Annotated in this window: 15 protein-coding genes; all 15 read left to right on the forward strand. The window is 68.8% G+C overall.

The genetic code is table 11. The annotated features are described in order from the left end of the window. The first annotated feature begins 4 nt into the window (after nt 1–4). A complete protein-coding gene (gene bchB, locus NBY65_RS11310; RefSeq protein ID WP_150040135.1) occupies nt 5–1,606 on the forward strand; it encodes a ferredoxin:protochlorophyllide reductase (ATP-dependent) subunit B in 1,602 nt (533 codons plus the stop codon). After that, a complete protein-coding gene (locus NBY65_RS11315) occupies nt 1,581–5,222 on the forward strand; it encodes a magnesium chelatase subunit H (RefSeq protein ID WP_150040134.1) in 3,642 nt (1,213 codons plus the stop codon). The genes bchB and NBY65_RS11315 overlap by 26 nt, the downstream gene beginning before the upstream one ends. Next, nucleotides 5,219–6,127, forward strand: a complete 909-nt coding sequence (gene bchL / locus NBY65_RS11320) for a ferredoxin:protochlorophyllide reductase (ATP-dependent) iron-sulfur ATP-binding protein (RefSeq protein WP_150040133.1) — start codon at nt 5,219–5,221, stop codon at nt 6,125–6,127. Before NBY65_RS11315 ends, bchL begins: the two co-directional genes overlap by 4 nt. Then, the gene (gene bchM, locus NBY65_RS11325; RefSeq protein WP_150040132.1) at nt 6,127–6,828 is read left to right on the forward strand and encodes a magnesium protoporphyrin IX methyltransferase; all 702 of its coding nucleotides are present in this window, start codon (nt 6,127–6,129) and stop codon (nt 6,826–6,828) included. The genes bchL and bchM overlap by 1 nt, the downstream gene beginning before the upstream one ends. After that, complete coding sequence (locus NBY65_RS11330; protein WP_150040131.1) at nt 6,825–8,240, forward strand: BCD family MFS transporter; 1,416 nt, start codon at nt 6,825–6,827, stop codon at nt 8,238–8,240. Before bchM ends, NBY65_RS11330 begins: the two co-directional genes overlap by 4 nt. Nucleotides 8,241–8,277: 37 nt before the next feature. Then, entirely contained in the window at nt 8,278–9,039 is a 762-nt protein-coding gene (puhA, locus tag NBY65_RS11335; RefSeq protein WP_150040130.1) for a photosynthetic reaction center subunit H, read from the forward strand. After that, nucleotides 9,036–9,674: a photosynthetic complex putative assembly protein PuhB gene (gene puhB / locus NBY65_RS11340; protein ID WP_150040129.1), complete on the forward strand. Its 639-nt coding sequence runs from the start codon at nt 9,036–9,038 to the stop codon at nt 9,672–9,674. The genes puhA and puhB overlap by 4 nt, the downstream gene beginning before the upstream one ends. A 15-nt stretch (nt 9,675–9,689) precedes the next feature. Further along, nucleotides 9,690–10,148, forward strand: coding sequence for a photosynthetic complex assembly protein PuhC (gene puhC, locus NBY65_RS11345; protein ID WP_150040128.1), 459 nt, complete (start codon nt 9,690–9,692; stop codon nt 10,146–10,148). Then, the gene (locus NBY65_RS11350; protein ID WP_150040127.1) at nt 10,145–10,429 is read left to right on the forward strand and encodes a ferrochelatase; all 285 of its coding nucleotides are present in this window, start codon (nt 10,145–10,147) and stop codon (nt 10,427–10,429) included. The genes puhC and NBY65_RS11350 overlap by 4 nt, the downstream gene beginning before the upstream one ends. Nucleotides 10,430–10,433: 4 nt before the next feature. After that, nucleotides 10,434–11,498, forward strand: coding sequence for a magnesium-protoporphyrin IX monomethyl ester (oxidative) cyclase (acsF, locus tag NBY65_RS11355; RefSeq protein ID WP_150040126.1), 1,065 nt, complete (start codon nt 10,434–10,436; stop codon nt 11,496–11,498). A 28-nt stretch (nt 11,499–11,526) separates the two neighbouring features. Next, nucleotides 11,527–13,302, forward strand: a complete 1,776-nt coding sequence (gene puhE, locus NBY65_RS11360; RefSeq protein WP_150040125.1) for a putative photosynthetic complex assembly protein PuhE — start codon at nt 11,527–11,529, stop codon at nt 13,300–13,302. Between the two features lie 93 nt (nt 13,303–13,395). Further along, the gene (hemA, locus tag NBY65_RS11365; RefSeq protein ID WP_150040124.1) at nt 13,396–14,607 is read left to right on the forward strand and encodes a 5-aminolevulinate synthase; all 1,212 of its coding nucleotides are present in this window, start codon (nt 13,396–13,398) and stop codon (nt 14,605–14,607) included. A gap of 174 nt (nt 14,608–14,781) precedes the next feature. Continuing rightward, nucleotides 14,782–15,048, forward strand: a complete 267-nt coding sequence (locus NBY65_RS11370) for a hypothetical protein (protein ID WP_250265662.1) — start codon at nt 14,782–14,784, stop codon at nt 15,046–15,048. A 340-nt stretch (nt 15,049–15,388) separates the two neighbouring features. Beyond that, entirely contained in the window at nt 15,389–16,423 is a 1,035-nt protein-coding gene (gene bchI / locus NBY65_RS11375; RefSeq protein ID WP_203330432.1) for a magnesium chelatase ATPase subunit I, read from the forward strand. 83 nt (nt 16,424–16,506) lie between these two features. Next, nucleotides 16,507–18,336 (forward strand): magnesium chelatase subunit D, encoded by a 1,830-nt coding sequence (locus NBY65_RS11380; protein ID WP_150040122.1) that lies wholly within the window; start codon nt 16,507–16,509, stop codon nt 18,334–18,336. Nucleotides 18,337–18,338 lie beyond the last annotated feature (2 nt).

Below are 18,338 nucleotides of genomic sequence, written 5' to 3' on the forward strand. Positions count from 1 at the left end.
GATCATGCAGCTCACGGTCTGGACATACGAGGGTCCTCCTCATGTCGGCGCGATGCGTGTCGCGACCGCGATGGAGGGGGTGCACTACGTTCTGCACGCACCGCAGGGCGACACCTACGCCGACCTGCTGTTCACCATGATCGAGCGGCGGTCGAAACGGCCGCCGGTCACCTATACCACCTTCCAGGCGCGCGACCTCGGCGGCGACACCGCCGGGCTGTTCCAGGCCTCGCTGCGCGCGGCCTATGAGCGCTTCCGGCCGCAGGCCCTGCTGGTCGGTGCGTCCTGCACCGCCGAACTGATCCAGGACGACCCGGCGGGGCTCGCCCGTGCCACCGGCCTGCCGGTGCCGGTGGTGCCGCTGGAACTGCCGTCCTACCAGCGCAAGGAAAACTGGGGCGCGGCCGAAACCTTCTATCAGCTGGTGCGCGCCTTCGCCGGCGCGAAGGTGCCGCCGCCCGGCACGAAGCGGCCGGCGCGCGCGCCGGGCGAACGGGCGCGGGCCAACCTGCTCGGGCCGACCGCGCTCGGCTTCCGCCACCGCGACGACGTGCAGGAGATCACCCACCTGCTCGGGCGGCTCGGCGTCGACGTCAACGTGGTGGCCCCGCTCGGCGCCACCCCCGCCGACCTGGCGCGACTGGGCGAGGCCGATTTCAACGTCGTGCTGTATCCGGAGATCGCCGGCATCGCCGCGTCCTGGCTGCACCGCAGCTTCGGCCAGCCCGCCGTCAAGGCGGTGCCGATCGGCATCGGCGGTACCTGCGACTTCGCGCGCGAGGTGGCGGCGCTGGCCGGCACCGATCCCGAGCCCATCCTGGCCGAGATCCCGTCGCGCCTGCCTTGGTACTCGCGTTCGGTCGACTCCACTTATCTGACCGGCAAGCGGGTGTTCATCTTCGGCGACGCCATGCACGCCATCGCCGCGGCCCGCGTCGCCAGCGAGGAACTGGGCTTCCAGGTGGTAGGCCTGGGCACCTACAGCCGCGAATTCGCCCGCGACCTGCGCGAGGCGGCCAAGCGCTACGATGTCGAGCCGCTGATCACCGACGACTATCTCGAGGTCGAGGCGAAGATTGCGGAAGCCCATCCCGAGCTGGTGCTGGGCACCCAGATGGAGCGCCATACCGCCAAGCGCCTGGGCGTGCCCTGCGCGGTGATCTCGGCGCCGGTTCACGTGCAGGACTTTCCGGCCCGCTACGCGCCGGTGATGGGCTTCGAAGGCGCCAACGTCCTGTTCGACACCTGGGTCCACCCGCTGATGATGGGGCTCGAGGAGCATCTGCTGACGATGTTCCGCGAAGATTTCGAGTTCCACGACGCCGCCGCGCCGTCGCATCTCGGCGGCGCCGTCGAGCGCCGGGCTGAGTCCCCGCCCATGCCTTCTCCCGCGCCGGCGGTCGCGGTCGCGGCCACGCCGGCAGCCGCGAGCCCGCCCGGCGGACCGCCCTCCTGGGCGCCCGATGCCGAGCGTGAATTGCAGAAGATCCCGTTCTTCGTGCGTGGCAAGGCTCGCCGTAACACCGAGCGCTTCGCGCAGGAACGTGGTGTGTCACTGATCACCGTCGAGACCCTGTACGATGCGAAAGCGCACTACGCCCGCTGACAACACGCCGGTCCGCGTCGTCGTCGTGACGATGGACAGCCATCTCACGGGGGCCGCGGAGCGGGCGGTGACAGCCCTGCGGGCCGAGCTGCCGGGTCTGCACCTGGTCGTGCACGCCGCCGATGAATGGGCGAACGACCCGGTGGTGCTGCAGGCCTGTCTCGACGACATCGCCCGCGGCGACATCATCATCGCCGCCATGCTCTTCCTCGACGAGCATGTGCGCGCGGTGCTGCCGGCGCTGAAGGCGCGGCGCGAGCAGTGCGACGCCATGATCGGCCTGCTGTCGGCGGCCGAGATCGTGCGGCTGACGCGCGTCGGCCGGTTCAACATGTCCGGCGAGGCGCTGGGCGCGCTGGAATGGCTGAAGCGCCTGCGCGGCAAGCCTTCCTCCGAAGGCGGCACCAGCGGCCAGGGCCAGATGAAGATGCTGCGCCAGCTGCCCAAGCTGCTGCGCTTCATCCCCGGCACGGCGCAGGACGTGCGTGCCTATTTCCTGTCGCTGCAGTACTGGCTGGCCGGTTCGGAAGAGAACATGGCCAACATGATCCGCCTGCTGGTGGACCGCTACGCCGCCGGCCCGCGCGAGGGCCTGCGCGGCAGGCTGCGCGCCGCCGCTCCGGTCGATTATCCCGATATCGGCGTCTACCACCCCGCGGCCAAGGGCCGGATCACCGACCGCATCGATCACCTGCCGGCCGGGGGCAAGGCGGGCACAGTCGGTCTGCTGGTGCTGCGCTCGTACGTGCTGGCCGGCAATGCCGGCCACTATGACGGCGTGATCGCGGCACTGGAGGCGAAGGGGCTGCGGGTGATCCCCGCCTTCGCCTCGGGGCTGGATGCACGGCCGGCGGTCGAGCGCTTCTTCATGCGCGACGGCGTCGCCACCGTCGATGCCGTGATCTCGCTGACCGGCTTCTCCCTGGTTGGTGGCCCCGCCTACAACGATGCCCGTTCGGCCGAGGCGCTGCTGGCGAAGCTGGACGTGCCCTATGTCGCGGCGCATCCGGTGGAGTTCCAGACGCTGGAGCAGTGGCAGGCCGATCCGCGCGGGCTGATGCCGGTCGAGGCCACCATGATGGTGGCGATCCCCGAGCTGGACGGCGCGATCCTGCCGATGACCTTCGGCGGCCGTTGCGGCGTGCCGGGTGACAATGCCCGCTGCAACGCCTGCGCCCGCACCGACCGCAAGAACTGCACGCGCAACATGAGCGCGGATGCGGAGCGCGCAGCGGCGCTGGCGGGCCGGGTCGCCCGGATCGTGGCGATGCGGCGGGCGGCGCGGGCCGAGCGCAAAGTGGCGATCGTGTTGTTCAACTTCCCGCCCAATGCCGGCACGGTCGGCACCGCGGCGTACCTGGCGGTGTTCGAATCGCTGCACAACACGCTGCGCGCGCTGGCGGCGGCCGGCTACCAGGTCGAGGTGCCGGAGAGCGTGGACGCGCTGCGCGCCCGCCTGCTGGAAGGCAATGCCGCGCGCTACGGCATGCCGGCCAATGTCGCCGCCAAGGTCGATCCGGACACGCATGTCCGCCGCACCCCTTGGCTGCGTGACGTCGAGGCCGCCTGGGGCCCGGCGCCGGGCCGTCACAACACCGACGGCCGCGACATCTTCATCCTGGGCGAGCGCTTCGGGAACATCTTCGTCGGCGTCCAGCCCGCCTTCGGCTACGAGGGCGACCCGATGCGGCTGATGTTCGAGGGCGGCTTCGCCCCGACCCATGCCTTCGTCGCGTTCTACCACTGGCTTAGCGAGGATTTCGGCGCGCATGCGGTGCTGCATTACGGCACGCATGGGGCGCTGGAGTTCATGCCGGGCAAGCAGGCCGGCCTGTCCGGCACCTGCTGGCCCGACCGGCTGATCGGCACGCTGCCAAACCTTTACCTGTATGCCTCGAACAATCCGTCCGAGGGCATGCTGGCCAAGCGCCGCGCCGGGGCCACGCTGATCAGCTACCTGACGCCGCCGATCGCCCATGCCGGGCTGTATCGTGGCCTGCTCGACCTGAAGGCCTCGCTGGACCGCTGGCGCCAGCTCGATCCCGACACCGATCCGGAGCAGCGCGCCTCGCTGGCCGCGCTGGTGCATGCGCAGGCGGTGCAGGTGGAACTGGCCGCGGCCGAGCCGGTCTGGGGCGCCGATGCCGCGCCGGAGATCGAAAAGCTCGGCCAGGCGCTGCTGGAGCTGGAATACACGCTGATCCCGCACGGGCTGCACGTGGTGGGCACGCCGCCCACCCCGGCGGAGCGGGCCGAGATGCTGGAAGCGGCCGGGGTCACCGATCCGGTGCGCCGCGCCGAGCTCGACGCGCTGATGGCCACCGACCACGAGCTGCCGGCGATCCTGCATGCGCTGGATGGCGGCTATATCCGTCCGGTGGTGGGTGGGGACCTGCTGCGCACGACGGAGATCCTGCCGACCGGACGCAACCTGCACGGCTTCGACCCGTTCCGCATCCCCAGCGCCTTCGCGGTCAAGGACGGGGCACGCCAGGCCGAACGCCTGCTGGCGCGCCATGTCGCCGACGGCAACGGCCTGCCGGAGACGGTGGCGATGGTGCTGTGGGGCACCGACAACATCAAGACCGAGGGCGGGCCGATCGCGCAGGCGCTCTGGCTGATGGGCGCCGAGCCGCGGCATGACAGCTACGGGCGGCTCGCCGGGGCGCAGCTGGTGCCGCTGGAACAGCTGGGCCGGCCGCGCGTCGATGCCATCATCACGCTCTCGGGCATCTTCCGCGACTTGCTGCCGATGCAGACCAAGCTGCTCGCCGAGGCGGCGCTGCTGGCCGCGCAGGCGGACGAGTCGATCGAGCAAAACTTCATCCGCAAGCACGCGCTGGCCTTCCAGGCGACGAATGGCGGCACGATCGAGGAAGCCGCGCTGCGCGTGTTCGGCAACGCCGACGGCGCCTATGGCGCCAATGTCAACCAGATGCTGGAGAACGGCGCCTGGAACGACGAGGACGAGCTGGCCGACGCCTTCATCAAGCGCAAGGGCTTCGCCTACGGCGTATCGGGGCGGCCGGCGCGCAGCGACAAGGTGCTGGCGCACATGCTCAACAGCGTCGACGTCACCTACCAGAACCTCGACTCGGTGGAGCTGGGCGTCACCACCATCGACAACTACTTCGACACGCTCGGCGGCATCACCGGCGCGGTGCGGCGGGCGCGCGGCGGCGCGACCTCGGTCTATATCGGCGACCAGACCCGCGGCGAGGGCACGGTGCGCACGCTCTCCGAGCAGGTGGCGCTGGAAACCCGCACCCGCGCGCTGAACCCGAAATGGTACGAGGCGCTGCTGGCGCACGGGTATGAAGGCGTGCGGCAGATCGAGGCGCACGTGACCAACACCATGGGCTGGTCGGCGACCACCGGGCAGGTGGCACCGTGGGTGTACCAGCAACTGGCGCAGACCTACGTGCTCGACCCTGAGATGCGCGAGCGCATGGCCGCCCTGAACCCGACCGCCTCGGCCAAGATCGCCAACCGGCTGATCGAGGCGAGCGAGCGCAATTACTGGACACCGGACGAGGCGACGATGGAGAGCCTGCGCCGCGCCGGCGAAGAGCTCGAGGACAAGCTCGAAGGCATAAACGTGGGGGTGGCGGCATGACGATCACGACATTGATCCGCGGCGGCGGCGCGACGCCCTCCCGCCCGGACGGCGAAGGCAGCGTCCAGGTCCAGATGGACCCGACCCTGCAGATCGGCACGGCCAAGGTCTTCGCCATCTATGGCAAGGGCGGCATCGGCAAGAGCACGACCTCGTCCAACCTCTCGGTCGCCTTCAGCAAGCTTGGCAAGCGCGTGCTGCAGATCGGCTGCGATCCCAAGCACGACAGCACCTTCACTCTGACCAAGTGCCTGGTGCCCACCGTCATCGACGTGCTGGAGCAGGTGAATTTCCACCCCGAGGAACTGCGCCCCGAGGATTTCGTCTACGAGGGCTATAACGGGGTGATGTGCGTCGAGGCGGGCGGCCCGCCGGCGGGCACCGGCTGCGGCGGCTATGTCGTCGGGCAGACGGTGAAGCTGCTGAAGGAGCACCACCTGCTGGAAGACACCGACGTGGTGATCTTCGACGTGCTCGGCGACGTGGTGTGCGGCGGCTTCGCGGCCCCGCTGCAGCACGCCCAGCGCGCGCTGATCGTCACCGCCAACGACTTCGATTCGATCTTCGCCATGAACCGCATCGTCGCGGCGATCCAGGCGAAGTCGAAGAACTACGAGGTGCGGCTCGGCGGCGTCATCGCCAACCGCTCGGACGCCACCGACCAGATCGACAAGTTCAACGAGGCGGTCGGGCTGCGTACGGTCGCCCGCATCCCGCATCTGGACGTGGTGCGTCGCTCGCGGCTGAAGAAGGCCACGCTGTTCGAGATGGAGCCGACCCCGGAAGTGGAGCGGGTGCAGCAGGAATACCTGCAGCTCGCCGCGACGCTTTGGGCCGGCACGCCGCCGACGATCGCGACGCCGCTGAAGGACCGCCAGATCTTCGACCTGCTGGGATTCGATTGATGCCCTCCACCACCTACCAGGAGCGGCGCGGCCAGCTCACCACCTATTTCGACCGCACCGCGTCGGAAGCGTGGAAGCGCCTGACCTCGGATGCGCCGGTTTCCGGCATCCGGGCCACCGTCCGCGCCGGGCGCGAGGAGATGCGCGCCACCCTGCTCGACTGGCTGCCGGCCGATCTGCACGGGCGGCGGCTGCTGGATGCCGGCTGCGGCACCGGCGCGCTCGCGGTCGAGGCGGCGCGCCGTGGGGCTCATGTAGTGGCGATCGACGTCGCGGCAAGCCTCGTCGACATGGCGCGTGAACGGGCCGAAGGGCAAACCGGCGACGGCACGGTGGAGTTCAAGGTCGGCGACATGCTCGACCCCGCGCTCGGGTCCTTCGACCACGTGGTCGCCATGGACAGCCTGATCCATTACCACGCTCCGGACATCGTCAACGTTCTGGCAACCCTGGCCGACCGGACCAGGCATTCGGTGGTGTTTACCTTTGCGCCGCGGACCATCCTGCTGGCGGCCATGCACGCGGCAGGAAAGTTTTTTCCCCGCAGCGACCGGGCCCCGGCGATCGAGCCGGTAGCCGAGAAGACCTTGCTGCGGCTGATCGACGGCAATCCCGCCCTGTCGGCCTGGCAGGCCGGGCGGACCCGCCGCATCGTGCGAGGCTTCTACACGTCCCAGGCCCTGGAGCTCGTGCCCCGATGAGCAGGTTGTCCTTCGCGAGGAACTGGGGGCGGATCAATCCCGCTTTCCTGCCCTTCGCCGATGCCGCCTCCGCCGAGTTGCCGCTCGGCCGTCTGCTGCGCCTGTCGCTGTTCCAGGTGACGGTCGGCATGGCGGTGGTGCTGGTGATCGGCACCCTGAACCGCGTGATGATCGTGGAACTCGGCGTGCCGGCCTGGCTGGTGGCGGTGATGATCTCGCTGCCGCTGATCCTGGCCCCGTACCGGGCGGTGATCGGCTTCAAGTCGGATACGCACCGTTCGGTGCTGGGCTGGCGGCGCCTGCCCTATTTGTGGAAAGGCACGCTGCTGCAGTTCGGCGGGCTGGCGATCATGCCGTTCTCGCTGATGCTGCTCTCGGGTGATACCACCGCGCCGCCGATCTTCGGGCAGGCAGCGGCGGCCCTGGCCTTCCTGCTGGTCGGCGCGGGCCTGCACACGGTGCAGACCATCGGCCTCGCGCTCGCCACCGACATCGCGCCGCAGGACAAGCATCCGCAGGTGGTCACGCTGCTCTGCGGCATGCTGCTGGTGGGCATGGTGGTCAGCGCCGTTGCCTTCGGCATCGCCCTGCACGATTTCAGCCCGTTCCGGCTGATCCAGGTGATCCAGGCCGCGGCCGTGGTCACCATGTTCCTGAACTTCATCGCGTTGTGGAAGCAGGAGGCGCGCAACCCCGCCTACCAGCTCAACAACAAAAGCGCGCCGAAGCCGCCGGCCTTCCGTGAGGCCTGGTCGGTCTTCATGCACGAGGCGAAGTCGGTCCGTGCCCTGGTCGTGGTCGGCCTGGGCACCTTCGGCTTCCAGGCGCAGGACGTGCTGCTCGAACCCTTCGGCGGCCAGATCCTGCACCTGGCGGTCGGCACCACCACCATCCTGACCGCGCTGCTCGCGGTGGGCGGCCTGTGCGGCTTCGCCTTGTCGGCGCGGCTGCTCAACCGTGGCATGCCGCCGTACCGGCTGGCCGCCATCGGGGTGCTCGGCGGGATCGTGGCCTTCAGTTGCGTGCTGTCGGCGGCCCGGCTCTATTCGGCCATCCCGTTCGGCCTGGGCACGGCGCTGATCGGCTTCGGCAGTGCCCTGTTCATCGTCGGCACGCTGTCGGCGGCGATGGGGCAGGCGCAGGGCGGTCTGACCGGCCTTGCGCTCGGCACCTGGGGTGCCGTGCAGGCCTTCGCCGCCGGTGCGGCGATCGCCCTCGGCGGCGTCGTCCGGGACATTGTCTCGGCGCTTGCGGAACAGGGCGTATTCGGGCCTTCTCTCGCCGTCCCGGTGACGGGATACGGCGTCGTCTACGGCATCGAGATCGTCATGCTCGTTGCCACTCTCGTCGCACTCGCTCCGCTCGTCCGCCCCGCGAAGCAGCGCGTGCCGACGCTGGAACTGACCACCTGAGCCGTACTTCTTCCCACTGTTCAGCCGAGGTAAGCACATGCAAACCGGCGCAATTACTGCCTATTTCGACGTCGCACAGCTCACGCTGTGGGCGTTCATCCTCTTCTTCGCGGGGCTGGTCGTCTACCTGCGGCGCGAGGACAAGCGTGAAGGCTATCCGCTTCTGGCCGAGGGCGGCGAGACCACCCATGGCCTGTTCCCGGCGACGCCGGAGCCGAAGACCTACCTGCTGCAGGACGGCAGCACCCTGACCCTGCCGCGCGCCGAGAAGGCCCGCACGCTGGCGCTCAGCAAGACCGACCCGGCCGAGGGCGCGCCGGCGGTTCCGACCGGCGATCCGCTGCGTGACGCGGTCGGCCCGGCTTCCTATGCCGATCGCGCCGACGAGCCCGACACCACCTGGGAAGGCGAGCCCCGCCTGGTGCCGCTGCGCGCCGCGCCCGAGTTCTCGCTCGACCCGGAGGATCCGGATCCGCGCGGCTATCCGGTCGTTGCCACCGATGGCGTCGTGGCCGGCAAGATTACCGAGGCGTGGGTCGATCGCGCCGAACCGCAGGTCTACTACTACGACGTCAAGCTGAATGACGGTCGCACCGTGATCCTGCCGGCGCGCCTGGCCGTGGTCGACGACACCGCGCAGCGCGTGACCGTGGCCTCGATCACCGCGGCGCAGTTCGCCGGCGTTCCGGCGATCAAGAACCCCGATGTCATCACGCTGCTCGAAGAGGACAAGATTGCCGGCTACTACGCCGGTGGTCACCTCTATGCGGTCCCCGCCCGTCAGGAACCGCTGGCTTGAACGAGCAAGAGGACAAGCCGGTTCGGGGCCTCCCGGAGCGCCTCCCGGACGGTGAGAAGATCCTCTGGCAAGGGGCGCCCCGTTGGGGCGCCCTGGCCAGGTGGGGTTTCCATGTCCGCAAGATCGCGCTCTATTTCGCGCTGCTGCTGACCTGGCAGGTGGCTTCCAACATCAACGACGGCGTGCCGGCTGACGACGTCGTGGCAGCCGCGTTCTGGCTGGTGCTGGTGGCCGCGACCGCGATCGGCTTGTTCTCGGCCTTCGCCTGGGCGATCGCACGAAGCACCACCTATACGATCACCAACCGGCGCGTGGTGCTGCGGGTCGGCGTGGCCTTCCCGGGCTCCATCAACCTGCCGTTCCGTCGTATCAAGGCGGCCGGGCTGCGCCGGCGGCGTGATGGGACCGGCGACATTCCGCTGACCCTGATGGCTGATGACAGCGTCCCCTGGGTGCTGCTCTGGCCGCATGTGCGGCCGTGGCGCCTGCGCCGGGCCGAGCCGATGCTGCGCAGCATCCCTGACGCCGACAAGGTCGCCGCGTTGCTGGCCCGCGCCCTGTCCGATGATATGGCGACCCGTACCCCCGTGTCCGATCCCGATTCCCCGGCTTCGCCTGCCGCATCCGCGGCCTGAGGACGACCGACCCCGATGAGTGATCCGTTCCACAACCGTCCGATCCCTCGTGGCGTCCTGATCGGGGCGGGTCTGCTCATTGCCTTCACCATCACCCTTGCCGCGGCGACGCGTCTCAGCGGCAGCACGGAAGTCTTCGCGCCGACCGCCGCGCCGGTTGCCTCCCGCGATCTGCGGTTCGAGGACCGGCCCGATGGCAGCATCGTCGTGATCAGTGCCGAGGATGGCAGCACCGTCGAGGTGCTCGCACCCGGCACCAACGGATTTACCCGCGCCACGCTGCGCGGACTGGCGCGCGAGCGTAAGCGCGACGATCTCGGCGCGGTCGCGCCGTTCCGCCTGACCCGATGGGCGGACGGACGGCTGACGCTCGAGGATGTCGCCACCGGTCGCCGCGTCGATCTGGAAGCCTTCGGCTCCAGCAATGTGCAGGCCTTTGGACGCCTGCTCTCCGGGAGGAGCGCCACACCATGATCTTCGGCCGTCGGACCGTCGACGTGACCTGTACGGTCGAGATCGAACAAACCCCCGAAAGCCTGCATGCCCACGCCATCCCCGACGGGATCGAGATCCGTCCGGGTGACAGCGTGATCGTGCATGGCATTCCCACCGACATCCGCTTCGGCGACCGCGTGTCGCTGCAATGCCGCGCCACGGTCGTGCGCGCGTCATGGCTCGGGAGGCTGTGGACGAAGATCCGCGCCCCCTTCGAGCTGACGGAGCTTTACGAAGTGGGATTCCAACGGGGGAGATAATGCGATGGACGCAGCCGCGTTCCGTCCGGCACTGAACGAAACCACACACCAGGCGCGCCAGGACACGATCCTGACCCCGCGCTTCTACACCACCGATTTCGCGGCGATGGACCGCCTTGATATCAGTCCCGTCCGGGCCGAGTGGGACGAGCTGATGGCCGAGTTCCGGCGCGACACCAACAAGGGCCATTTCATCCGCACTCCCGAATTCGACGTCGATCTCTCGACCCTGTCGCCGGGGCTGCGCGCGGAATTCCTGGAATTCCTGGTCAGCTCGGTGACCGCCGAATTCTCGGGCTGCGTGCTGTACGCAGAGATCAGGAAGCGCATCCACAATCCGGAGATCCGCGACTGGTTCGGCTACATGAGCCGTGACGAGGCGCGGCATGCCGGATTCATCAATGACACGCTGAAGGATTTCGGCGTCGGCGTCGATCTCGGTTTCCTGGCGCGCGCGAAGAAATACACCTATTTCCAGCCGAAATTCATCTTCTACGCGGTGTACCTGTCGGAGAAGATCGGCTACGCCCGCTACATCACCATCTACCGCCATCTCGAACGTCACCCGGAGCGGCGCTTCCATCCGATCTTCAAGTGGTTCGAGAACTGGTGCCAGGACGAGTTCCGTCACGGCGAGGCTTTCGCGCTGGTCATGCGCGCCAACCCGCATCTGTTGACGGGGCTCAACAAACTGTGGATCAAGTTCTTCCTGCTGGCCGTGTACACAACGATGTATGTGCGCGACCATGCCAGGCCGGACTTCCATGCCGCGCTCGGCATCGATCCCACCGACTATGATTATCGCGTCTTCCGCGTCTGCTCGGAGATCAGCCGGCAGGTGTTCCCGCTGACGCTCGATATCGATGCGCCGGCCTTCCGCAGTGGCCTCGACCGGCTGTTCCGCATCACCCGCGCGCTCTCGGCGGCGAAGGCGCAGGGCGGTGTCGTCGGGCGGGTGAAGCAGGCCGGCCTGCTCGCCGCTGCGGCGGCCACCATTGGCCGCCTCTATCTCATTCCTGCCAGGCGCAACGAATTGCCTGCGCAGACCCGTCTCGCCGCCGCCTGGTAGCTCCTTCACAAGGTTCAGCGTCGCGCCGATGTCGCAATATCTCTCACCAGCGCTGCATGCCTTGTTCGTCTGGTGGTTCAGCACCGGGGTGGTGATCTATCTCGACGGGCTGCCGCGGCGGACGCATCGCTGGACGATGCTCGGTTCGACGCTGGTGCTGGCGTTCTCGCTGTACGGCGTGTGGTACAGCAGCGGGGACGTCAGCGTCGGCGGCGCCTATGCCGCCTTCACCTATGGGCTGCTCGCCTGGAGCTGGATCGAGGTCAGCTTCTACCTGGGATACGTCACCGGGCCGCGCAAGGAGACCTGCGCCGACGGTTGCTCCGGTTGGCGCCATTTCGGCCACGCCATCATGGCGAGCCTCTGGCACGAACTGGCGATCCTGGCGCTGGCAGCGGTGGTGGGGGCGCTGACCTGGGAGCAGCCGAACCAGGTCGGGCTATGGATCTTCGTGGTGCTGTGGTGGATGCACCAGAGCGCCAAGCTGAATGTCTTCCTCGGGGTGCGCAACCTCAACGAGGAGTTCATCCCCGACCACGTCGCCTTCCTCAAGAGCTTCTTCACCAAGAAGCCGATGAACCTGCTGTTCCCGTTCTCCATCACGCTGTCCACCGTGGCGGCGGTGGTGGTGTTCCAGCGGGCCTTCGCCGTGGGGGCGGACGGCTTCACGGTCACCGGCAACATGAGCGTGGGCGCGATGCTGGCGCTCGCGATCCTGGAACACTGGTTGCTGGTGCTGCCGATCCCCTCGGCGGCGCTGTGGGCCTGGGGGCTGCGCTCGCGCCCGGCCGCGCATGAATGCGATATCGAGATCGTTGCGGGCTTCCTTGGCGCGGGCAAGACGACCTTCATGCGCCGGCTGCTCGACCAGGCCAACCCGGCGCAGCGCACCGTGGTGCTGGTCAACGATTTCGGCGCCCTCGGCGTTGATGCCACGCTGCTGCGGGGGCGGGGCGCGGAGGTGGTGGAACTGCCGAACGGATGCATCTGCTGCTCGCTGCGCAAGGACCTGTCCGCGCAACTGCTGTCGATGATCGCGCGCTATCGCCCCGCACGCGTGCTGATCGAGCCGAGCGGGGTCGCCGATCTCGCCGCGTTGCTCGGCGTGCTGCACGGGCGTGATCTCCGCGCCTGCGTGAAGACCTTGCGCGTCAGCACGGTGGTCGATGCCGGCTCGTTCCTGCGAGACTACGGCAGGATGCATGCGCTGCTCGATGCGCAGGTGCAACTTGCGCATGCGGTTGTCATCAACAAGGCCGATCTTGTCTCGGCGGCTGAGCTGCGTGCGATCGAACATACTCTGCATGGCCTGAATCCGCTTGCGCTCGTCGTGCCCGCGACCTATGGGGCCGTGCGTCCCGGCGCTCTGGATGCGCTGGCGGCGGACCCACACCGGGACGAGACGGATGCAGGGGCTTCGGAGGCGGACGAGACGGCGCACGCCCCGCATGGCCATGGCGGACACGGCAGACTGGCGGAAGCACATGTGCATGCGCATGTGCCGGCAGCCCTGGGCATGACGTCGTGGAGCATGGTGCTCTCCGGCACATGTGATCCGGCGTTGTTGGACGAAGTGCTGGAGGCGACGGCGGGTGGTGCCTTCGGCGAGGTCGAGCGGGTGAAAGGGATCGCCCGCACCCGCGACGGCTGGATCAGGTTCGATGTCGCGGGCGGCCGCCCAAGCATGGCCGCATTCGCGGCGCGAGAGGGAGAAGAGGCCCGCGTGGTCGCCATCGGGCGCCGCGTGGATCAGCATCGTCTGCAGATGGCATTTGATGCATGCGCCTCGGAAACGACGGTATGAACGGAAATTAACCCCGGCGAATACTTGATACGGCAATAGTATCGAGTAGCATCACGCAAGTGCGAACGGGAAGAAGCCCAACGGAGGCCTCGGATGAACTACGATGCCATCTTCAATAAGCAGCTAGACGGCCTCCGCAAGGAGGGTCGCTATCGCGTGTTCGCCAACCTTGAGCGCCATCGCGGTGATTTCCCCCGCGCGACGCATCATCGCGAGCGCGGGACCCAGACGGTCACGGTGTGGTGCTCCAACGACTATCTCGGCATGGGCCAGCAGCCGCAGGTGCTCGCGGCGATGCACGAGGCGCTGGACAAGTGCGGTGCGGGTGCGGGCGGCACGCGCAACATTTCCGGCACCAACCACTACCACGTCCTGCTGGAGCGCGAACTGGCCGACCTGCACGGCACCGAGGCAGCGCTGCTGTTCAATTCCGGCTACATGTCCAACTGGGCATCGCTGGCCACGCTGGGCGCCCGGCTGCCGGGCTGCGTGATCCTCTCCGACGAGCTGAACCATGCCTCGATGATCGAGGGCGTGCGCCACAGCCGTGCCGAGAAGATGATCTTCCGTCACAACGACCCGGAAGACCTGGATCGCAAGCTGGCCTCGCTCGACCCGGACCGGCCGAAGCTGGTGGCCTTCGAGTCCGTCTATTCGATGGATGGCGACATTGCCCCGATCGCGGAACTGTGCGACGTGGCCGATCGTCACCACGCCATGACCTATCTGGACGAAGTGCACGCGGTCGGCATGTACGGCAAGCGTGGCGGCGGCGTCTCGGAGCGTGACGGCGTCGCGCACCGGCTGACGGTGATCGAGGGCACGCTCGGCAAGGCGTATGGCGTCGGTGGCGGCTACATCGCCGGCTCGGCCGCCATGTGCGACTTCGTGCGCAGCTTCGCCTCGGGCTTCATCTTCACCACCTCGCTGCCGCCGGTGGTGGCGGCTGGCGCCATCGCCAGCATCCGTTACCTCAAGAACAGCCAGGCCGAGCGCGAGCGGCACCAGGAGCGGGTGCGCACCGTGCGCCGCCGGCTCGACGAGGTGGGCGTGCCGCACCTGGAGAACCCGAGCCACATCGTGCCGGTGATGGTGCGCGACCCGGTGGTGGCCAAGCAGATTACCGACCTGCTGCTCGACAATTACGGAATCTATGTGCAGCCGATCAACTATCCGACCGTGCCGCGCGGCACCGAGCGCCTGCGCATCACGCCCTCGCCGCTGCACAGCGATGCCGACATCGACCATCTGGTGCAGTCGCTCTCGGAGATCTGGTCGCAGTTCAGCCTGAAGCGGGCGGCCTGAGCCAACGGGTCGCACCTGCACGCAGGGTCCGGATCGGAGGCCATTGGGCATGGTCTCCCCGTGCATTCCACCTCCGTCACGGGACGGAGGTGGAATGATATTCGGTCCAGGCGTTGCCAAGACTTTACAGAAACGTTAAGTCTCCGACTGCCGACGAGAGAGGAGTGACTAAACGTGAGCAAAGATTGCAAGATGGTGGCTTCTCGCCGCTCCATGCTGCAGGCTGGCGTTGCGGTTCTGACGGCTGGCGCCGCCGTCGCCGCCACCGAGGCGAAGGCTCAGCAGAAGCTTGAGAAGTCGATCGTGATGTATCAGGACAAGCCGAAGGGCGACCAGCAGTGCGACAAGTGTCTGCACTGGCAGGCCCCGAAGTCCTGCGCCATCATCGCCGGTGACATCTCCCCGACCGGCTGGTGCGGCGCCTTCGCGCCGAAGGCCTGAGGCCTACCGACTGGCCTGCGCCGTCCGGCGGTCGCCATGGGCCGGTGACCGCCGGGCGGACGTTGCGCCGACATCGTGCCATGTCGTCGCAATCATTCGGGGCCGACACTCTCCTCGTCTTCACCTTCCAAGTGGCCGAGGTCGCCCAGGACGAGCGCTGGGGGGCCGAGCCGGGGCCGGAGGGTGGCAGGGCGGCGGATGAGGGCGCAAGCGGTGCCGTGCCGGCTCGACTGTGGGTCGCGCGGCGCACTGTCCGCGACAGGTGCCACCCGGACCCCGGAACACGATCTGCAAAGCCGAAGCGGCTGCTCGCCGGGCGACCCGGGCTTCGCAGGGTGGCATGACCGTGGCTCTTACGTTTCCATTCTCCGCGATCGTCGGCCAGGAGGAGATGAAGCTCGCCCTCCTGGTCGCAGCCGTTGATGCCTCCGTCGGCGGCGTGCTCGCCTTCGGCGATCGCGGCACCGGCAAATCCACGACGGTGCGCGCGCTCGCGGCGCTGCTGCCGAAGATGAAGGTCGTGGTGGGCTGCCGCTATGGCTGTGATCCCGCCGGCGAGCGCGGCCTGTGCGAGGACTGCAAGGCGCGGCGTGACCATGGCGGCACCGCCAAGAGCGCGCAGGTGCCGGTCCCCGTCATCGACCTGCCGCTGGGCGCCACCGAGGATCGCGTGGTGGGGGCGCTGGACCTGGAGCGCGCGCTCGCCGATGGCGTGAAGGCGTTCGAGCCGGGCCTGCTGGCGCGCGCCAATCGCGGTTTCCTTTACATCGACGAAGTGAATCTGCTCGAGGATCATCTGGTCGATCTGCTGCTCGACGTCGCGGCGTCCGGCGAAAACGTGGTGGAGCGCGAAGGGTTGTCGGTGCGCCATCCCGCCCGCTTCGTGTTGATCGGCAGCGGTAATCCGGAAGAAGGCGAACTGCGCCCGCAATTGCTCGACCGTTTCGGCCTGTCGGTCGAGGTGCGCACGCCCGAGGACCTGCCCACGCGCATCGAGGTGGTGCGTCGCCGCGATGCGTTCGAACGCGATCCGGAAGGCTTCACCGCGCACTGGAAAAAGGAAGACGAGCGCATCCGTCGCCGCATCGTCGCCGCGCGCAACCGGATCGCCGATGTGCAGGTGCCCGATGCCACGCTTGAGCGTGCTGCCAAGCTGTGCATGGCGCTCGGCACCGATGGCCTGCGTGGTGAGCTGACCCTGGTGCGGGCTGCTCGTGCGGTGGCGGCGCTGGAAGGCGACAAGGTGGTCGGCGACGTGCATCTGCGTCGTGTCGCTCCGGCCGCGCTGCGGCATCGTCTGCGTCGCAATCCGCTCGACGAGACGGTTGCGACCACCCGGGTCGAGCGAGCCCTGCAAGAGCAGTTCGGCGCCTAACGAGTGGGGTGCAGGGGCCTTGTGGCCCCTGCCGGGTCCAGGGCAGAGCCCTGGCCTTTCTTCCTGTGGTGGTCGTCGTGGACATGAGCGCCCCTTCATCCCCGTCCGTTGTCGCCCCGTCCCCCTGGGAGGACGTGGTGTTGGCGGCGGCGTTGTTCGCCCTGGACCCTGCCGGTGTTGGCGGTGTGTCTTTGCGCTCGCTCACGGGGCCGGTGCGCGAGCGCTGGATCGCCCTGGTGCGTGAATATTTGCCGGAAGGCGCCCCGGTGCGCCGTCTGCCGGTGCATGTCACCGATGGCCGCCTGCTTGGTGGCCTGGACCTGGCTGCCACCTTGCGTGCCGGTCGCCCGATCGCCGAGCGGGGCCTGCTGGCCGAGGCGGATGGTGGCGTGGTGATGGTTGCCACCGCCGAACGCATGCCGGGCGGCATCGCCGCGAGGCTCGCGGCCGTGCTGGATGCCGGGGAGGTGCTGGTCGAGCGTGACGGCATCGCGATGCGGCTGCGCACGGCCTTCGGCGTGGTGGCCCTCGACGAGGGCATGTCGCCCGACGAGCGTCCCCCCGCGGCGCTGCTGGACCGCCTGGCTTTCCATCTCGATTTCACCGGCATCCGGGTGGAGGACGCCGCCCGCCCGCCGCTGACTGCCGCCACCATCGCCGCGGCGCGGGCGCGGCTGCCGGGCGTGACGGCCCCGGACAAGGTGACCGAGGCGCTCTGTTCCACCGCGATGGCGCTCGGCATCGATTCCATTCGGGCTCCGATCCTGGCCTTGCGGGTCGCCCGTGCGGCGGCGGCGTTGGGCGGGCGACCCGAGGTCGGGGAAGAGGATGCCCGTGTCGCTGCGAGGCTGGTGCTGGGGCCGCGCGCGACGATCTTGCCGGCCGATCCCGAGCAGGAGCCGCCGCCCCCCGAACCGCCGCCGCCCGAGCAGAGCGACGAGCAGAACGAGGAGCAGGAGAAGGCCGAGCCGCTGCAGGAGCAGGAACTGCAGGAACTGGTACTCGCCGCCGCCAAGGCGGCGATTCCGGCCGGGTTGCTGTCGCAGCTCAAGATGAACGGTTCCAACCGCGCGCGCTCGCCCTCTTCGGGCAAGGCCGGCCAGCTCAAGCTGTCGCAGCAGCGTGGCCGGCCGATCGGCACGCGGGCGGGCGATCCGCGCACCGGCGCGCGGCTGAACCTGGTGGAGACGCTGCGCGTCGCCGCCCCCTGGCAGTCGCTGCGCCGGCGCGAGGCCGCCGCGGCCGCCGCCGCCGCGCAACGGCCGGCGCACGGCCCGAAGCGGGTCGAGGTGCGGCGCGACGATTTCCGCGTCAACCGCTTCAAGCAGCGCACCGAGACCACCACGATCTTCGTGGTGGACGCCTCCGGTTCGGCGGCGCTGCACCGGCTGGGCGAGGCAAAGGGCGCGGTCAACCTGCTGCTGGCCGATTGCTACGTGCGGCGTGACAAGGTGGCGTTGCTGGCCTTCCGCGGCACCGCGGCCGAGCTGCTGCTGCCGCCCACCAATTCGCTGGTGCGGGCCAAGCGCAGCCTGGCGGCGTTGCCGGGGGGCGGCGGCACGCCGGTGGCGGCGGCGATCGACGCGGCGCTGACGCTGGCTGACGCGGTGCGCCGCAAGGGCCAGACCCCGGTGGTGATCTTCATGACCGACGGCCGCGCCAATATCGCCCGCGACGGCAAGCCCGACCGTCCCCGCGCCGAGGCCGACGCCATGACCGCGGCCCGGGTGCTGCGGGCGGAGCGGATCACCGTGCTGCTGGTCGACACCTCGCCGCGGCCGCAGCCGCTGGCGGCGAAGCTCGCGGCCGAGATGGGCGCGCGCTACCTGCCGCTGCCGTACGCCAATGCCGACACGCTCTCGCGCGCGGTGAAGTCGGCCGCGCAGTCCGAACAGGGACTTGCACGCCCCTGATA

It is taken from the genome of Rhodovastum atsumiense, assembly GCF_937425535.1.
GTDB classification, from domain to species: Bacteria; Pseudomonadota; Alphaproteobacteria; order Acetobacterales; family Acetobacteraceae; genus Rhodovastum; species Rhodovastum atsumiense.

What these genes read in the sequence shown, in the direction of transcription:
- hemA (WP_150040124.1), top strand. Translation starts at nt 13,396, where the DNA reads ATGAACTACGATGCCATCTTCAATAAGCAGCTAGACGGCCTCCGCAAG.
- bchL (WP_150040133.1), top strand. Translation starts at nt 5,219, where the DNA reads ATGACGATCACGACATTGATCCGCGGCGGCGGCGCGACGCCCTCCCGC.
- acsF (WP_150040126.1), top strand. Translation starts at nt 10,434, where the DNA reads ATGGACGCAGCCGCGTTCCGTCCGGCACTGAACGAAACCACACACCAG.
- bchI (WP_203330432.1), top strand. Translation starts at nt 15,389, where the DNA reads ATGACCGTGGCTCTTACGTTTCCATTCTCCGCGATCGTCGGCCAGGAG.
- puhA (WP_150040130.1), top strand. Translation starts at nt 8,278, where the DNA reads ATGCAAACCGGCGCAATTACTGCCTATTTCGACGTCGCACAGCTCACG.
- puhE (WP_150040125.1), top strand. Translation starts at nt 11,527, where the DNA reads ATGTCGCAATATCTCTCACCAGCGCTGCATGCCTTGTTCGTCTGGTGG.
- NBY65_RS11315 (WP_150040134.1), top strand. Translation starts at nt 1,581, where the DNA reads ATGCGAAAGCGCACTACGCCCGCTGACAACACGCCGGTCCGCGTCGTC.
- puhC (WP_150040128.1), top strand. Translation starts at nt 9,690, where the DNA reads ATGAGTGATCCGTTCCACAACCGTCCGATCCCTCGTGGCGTCCTGATC.
- NBY65_RS11350 (WP_150040127.1), top strand. Translation starts at nt 10,145, where the DNA reads ATGATCTTCGGCCGTCGGACCGTCGACGTGACCTGTACGGTCGAGATC.
- bchM (WP_150040132.1), top strand. Translation starts at nt 6,127, where the DNA reads ATGCCCTCCACCACCTACCAGGAGCGGCGCGGCCAGCTCACCACCTAT.
- NBY65_RS11330 (WP_150040131.1), top strand. Translation starts at nt 6,825, where the DNA reads ATGAGCAGGTTGTCCTTCGCGAGGAACTGGGGGCGGATCAATCCCGCT.
- NBY65_RS11380 (WP_150040122.1), top strand. Translation starts at nt 16,507, where the DNA reads ATGAGCGCCCCTTCATCCCCGTCCGTTGTCGCCCCGTCCCCCTGGGAG.
- bchB (WP_150040135.1), top strand. Translation starts at nt 5, where the DNA reads ATGCAGCTCACGGTCTGGACATACGAGGGTCCTCCTCATGTCGGCGCG.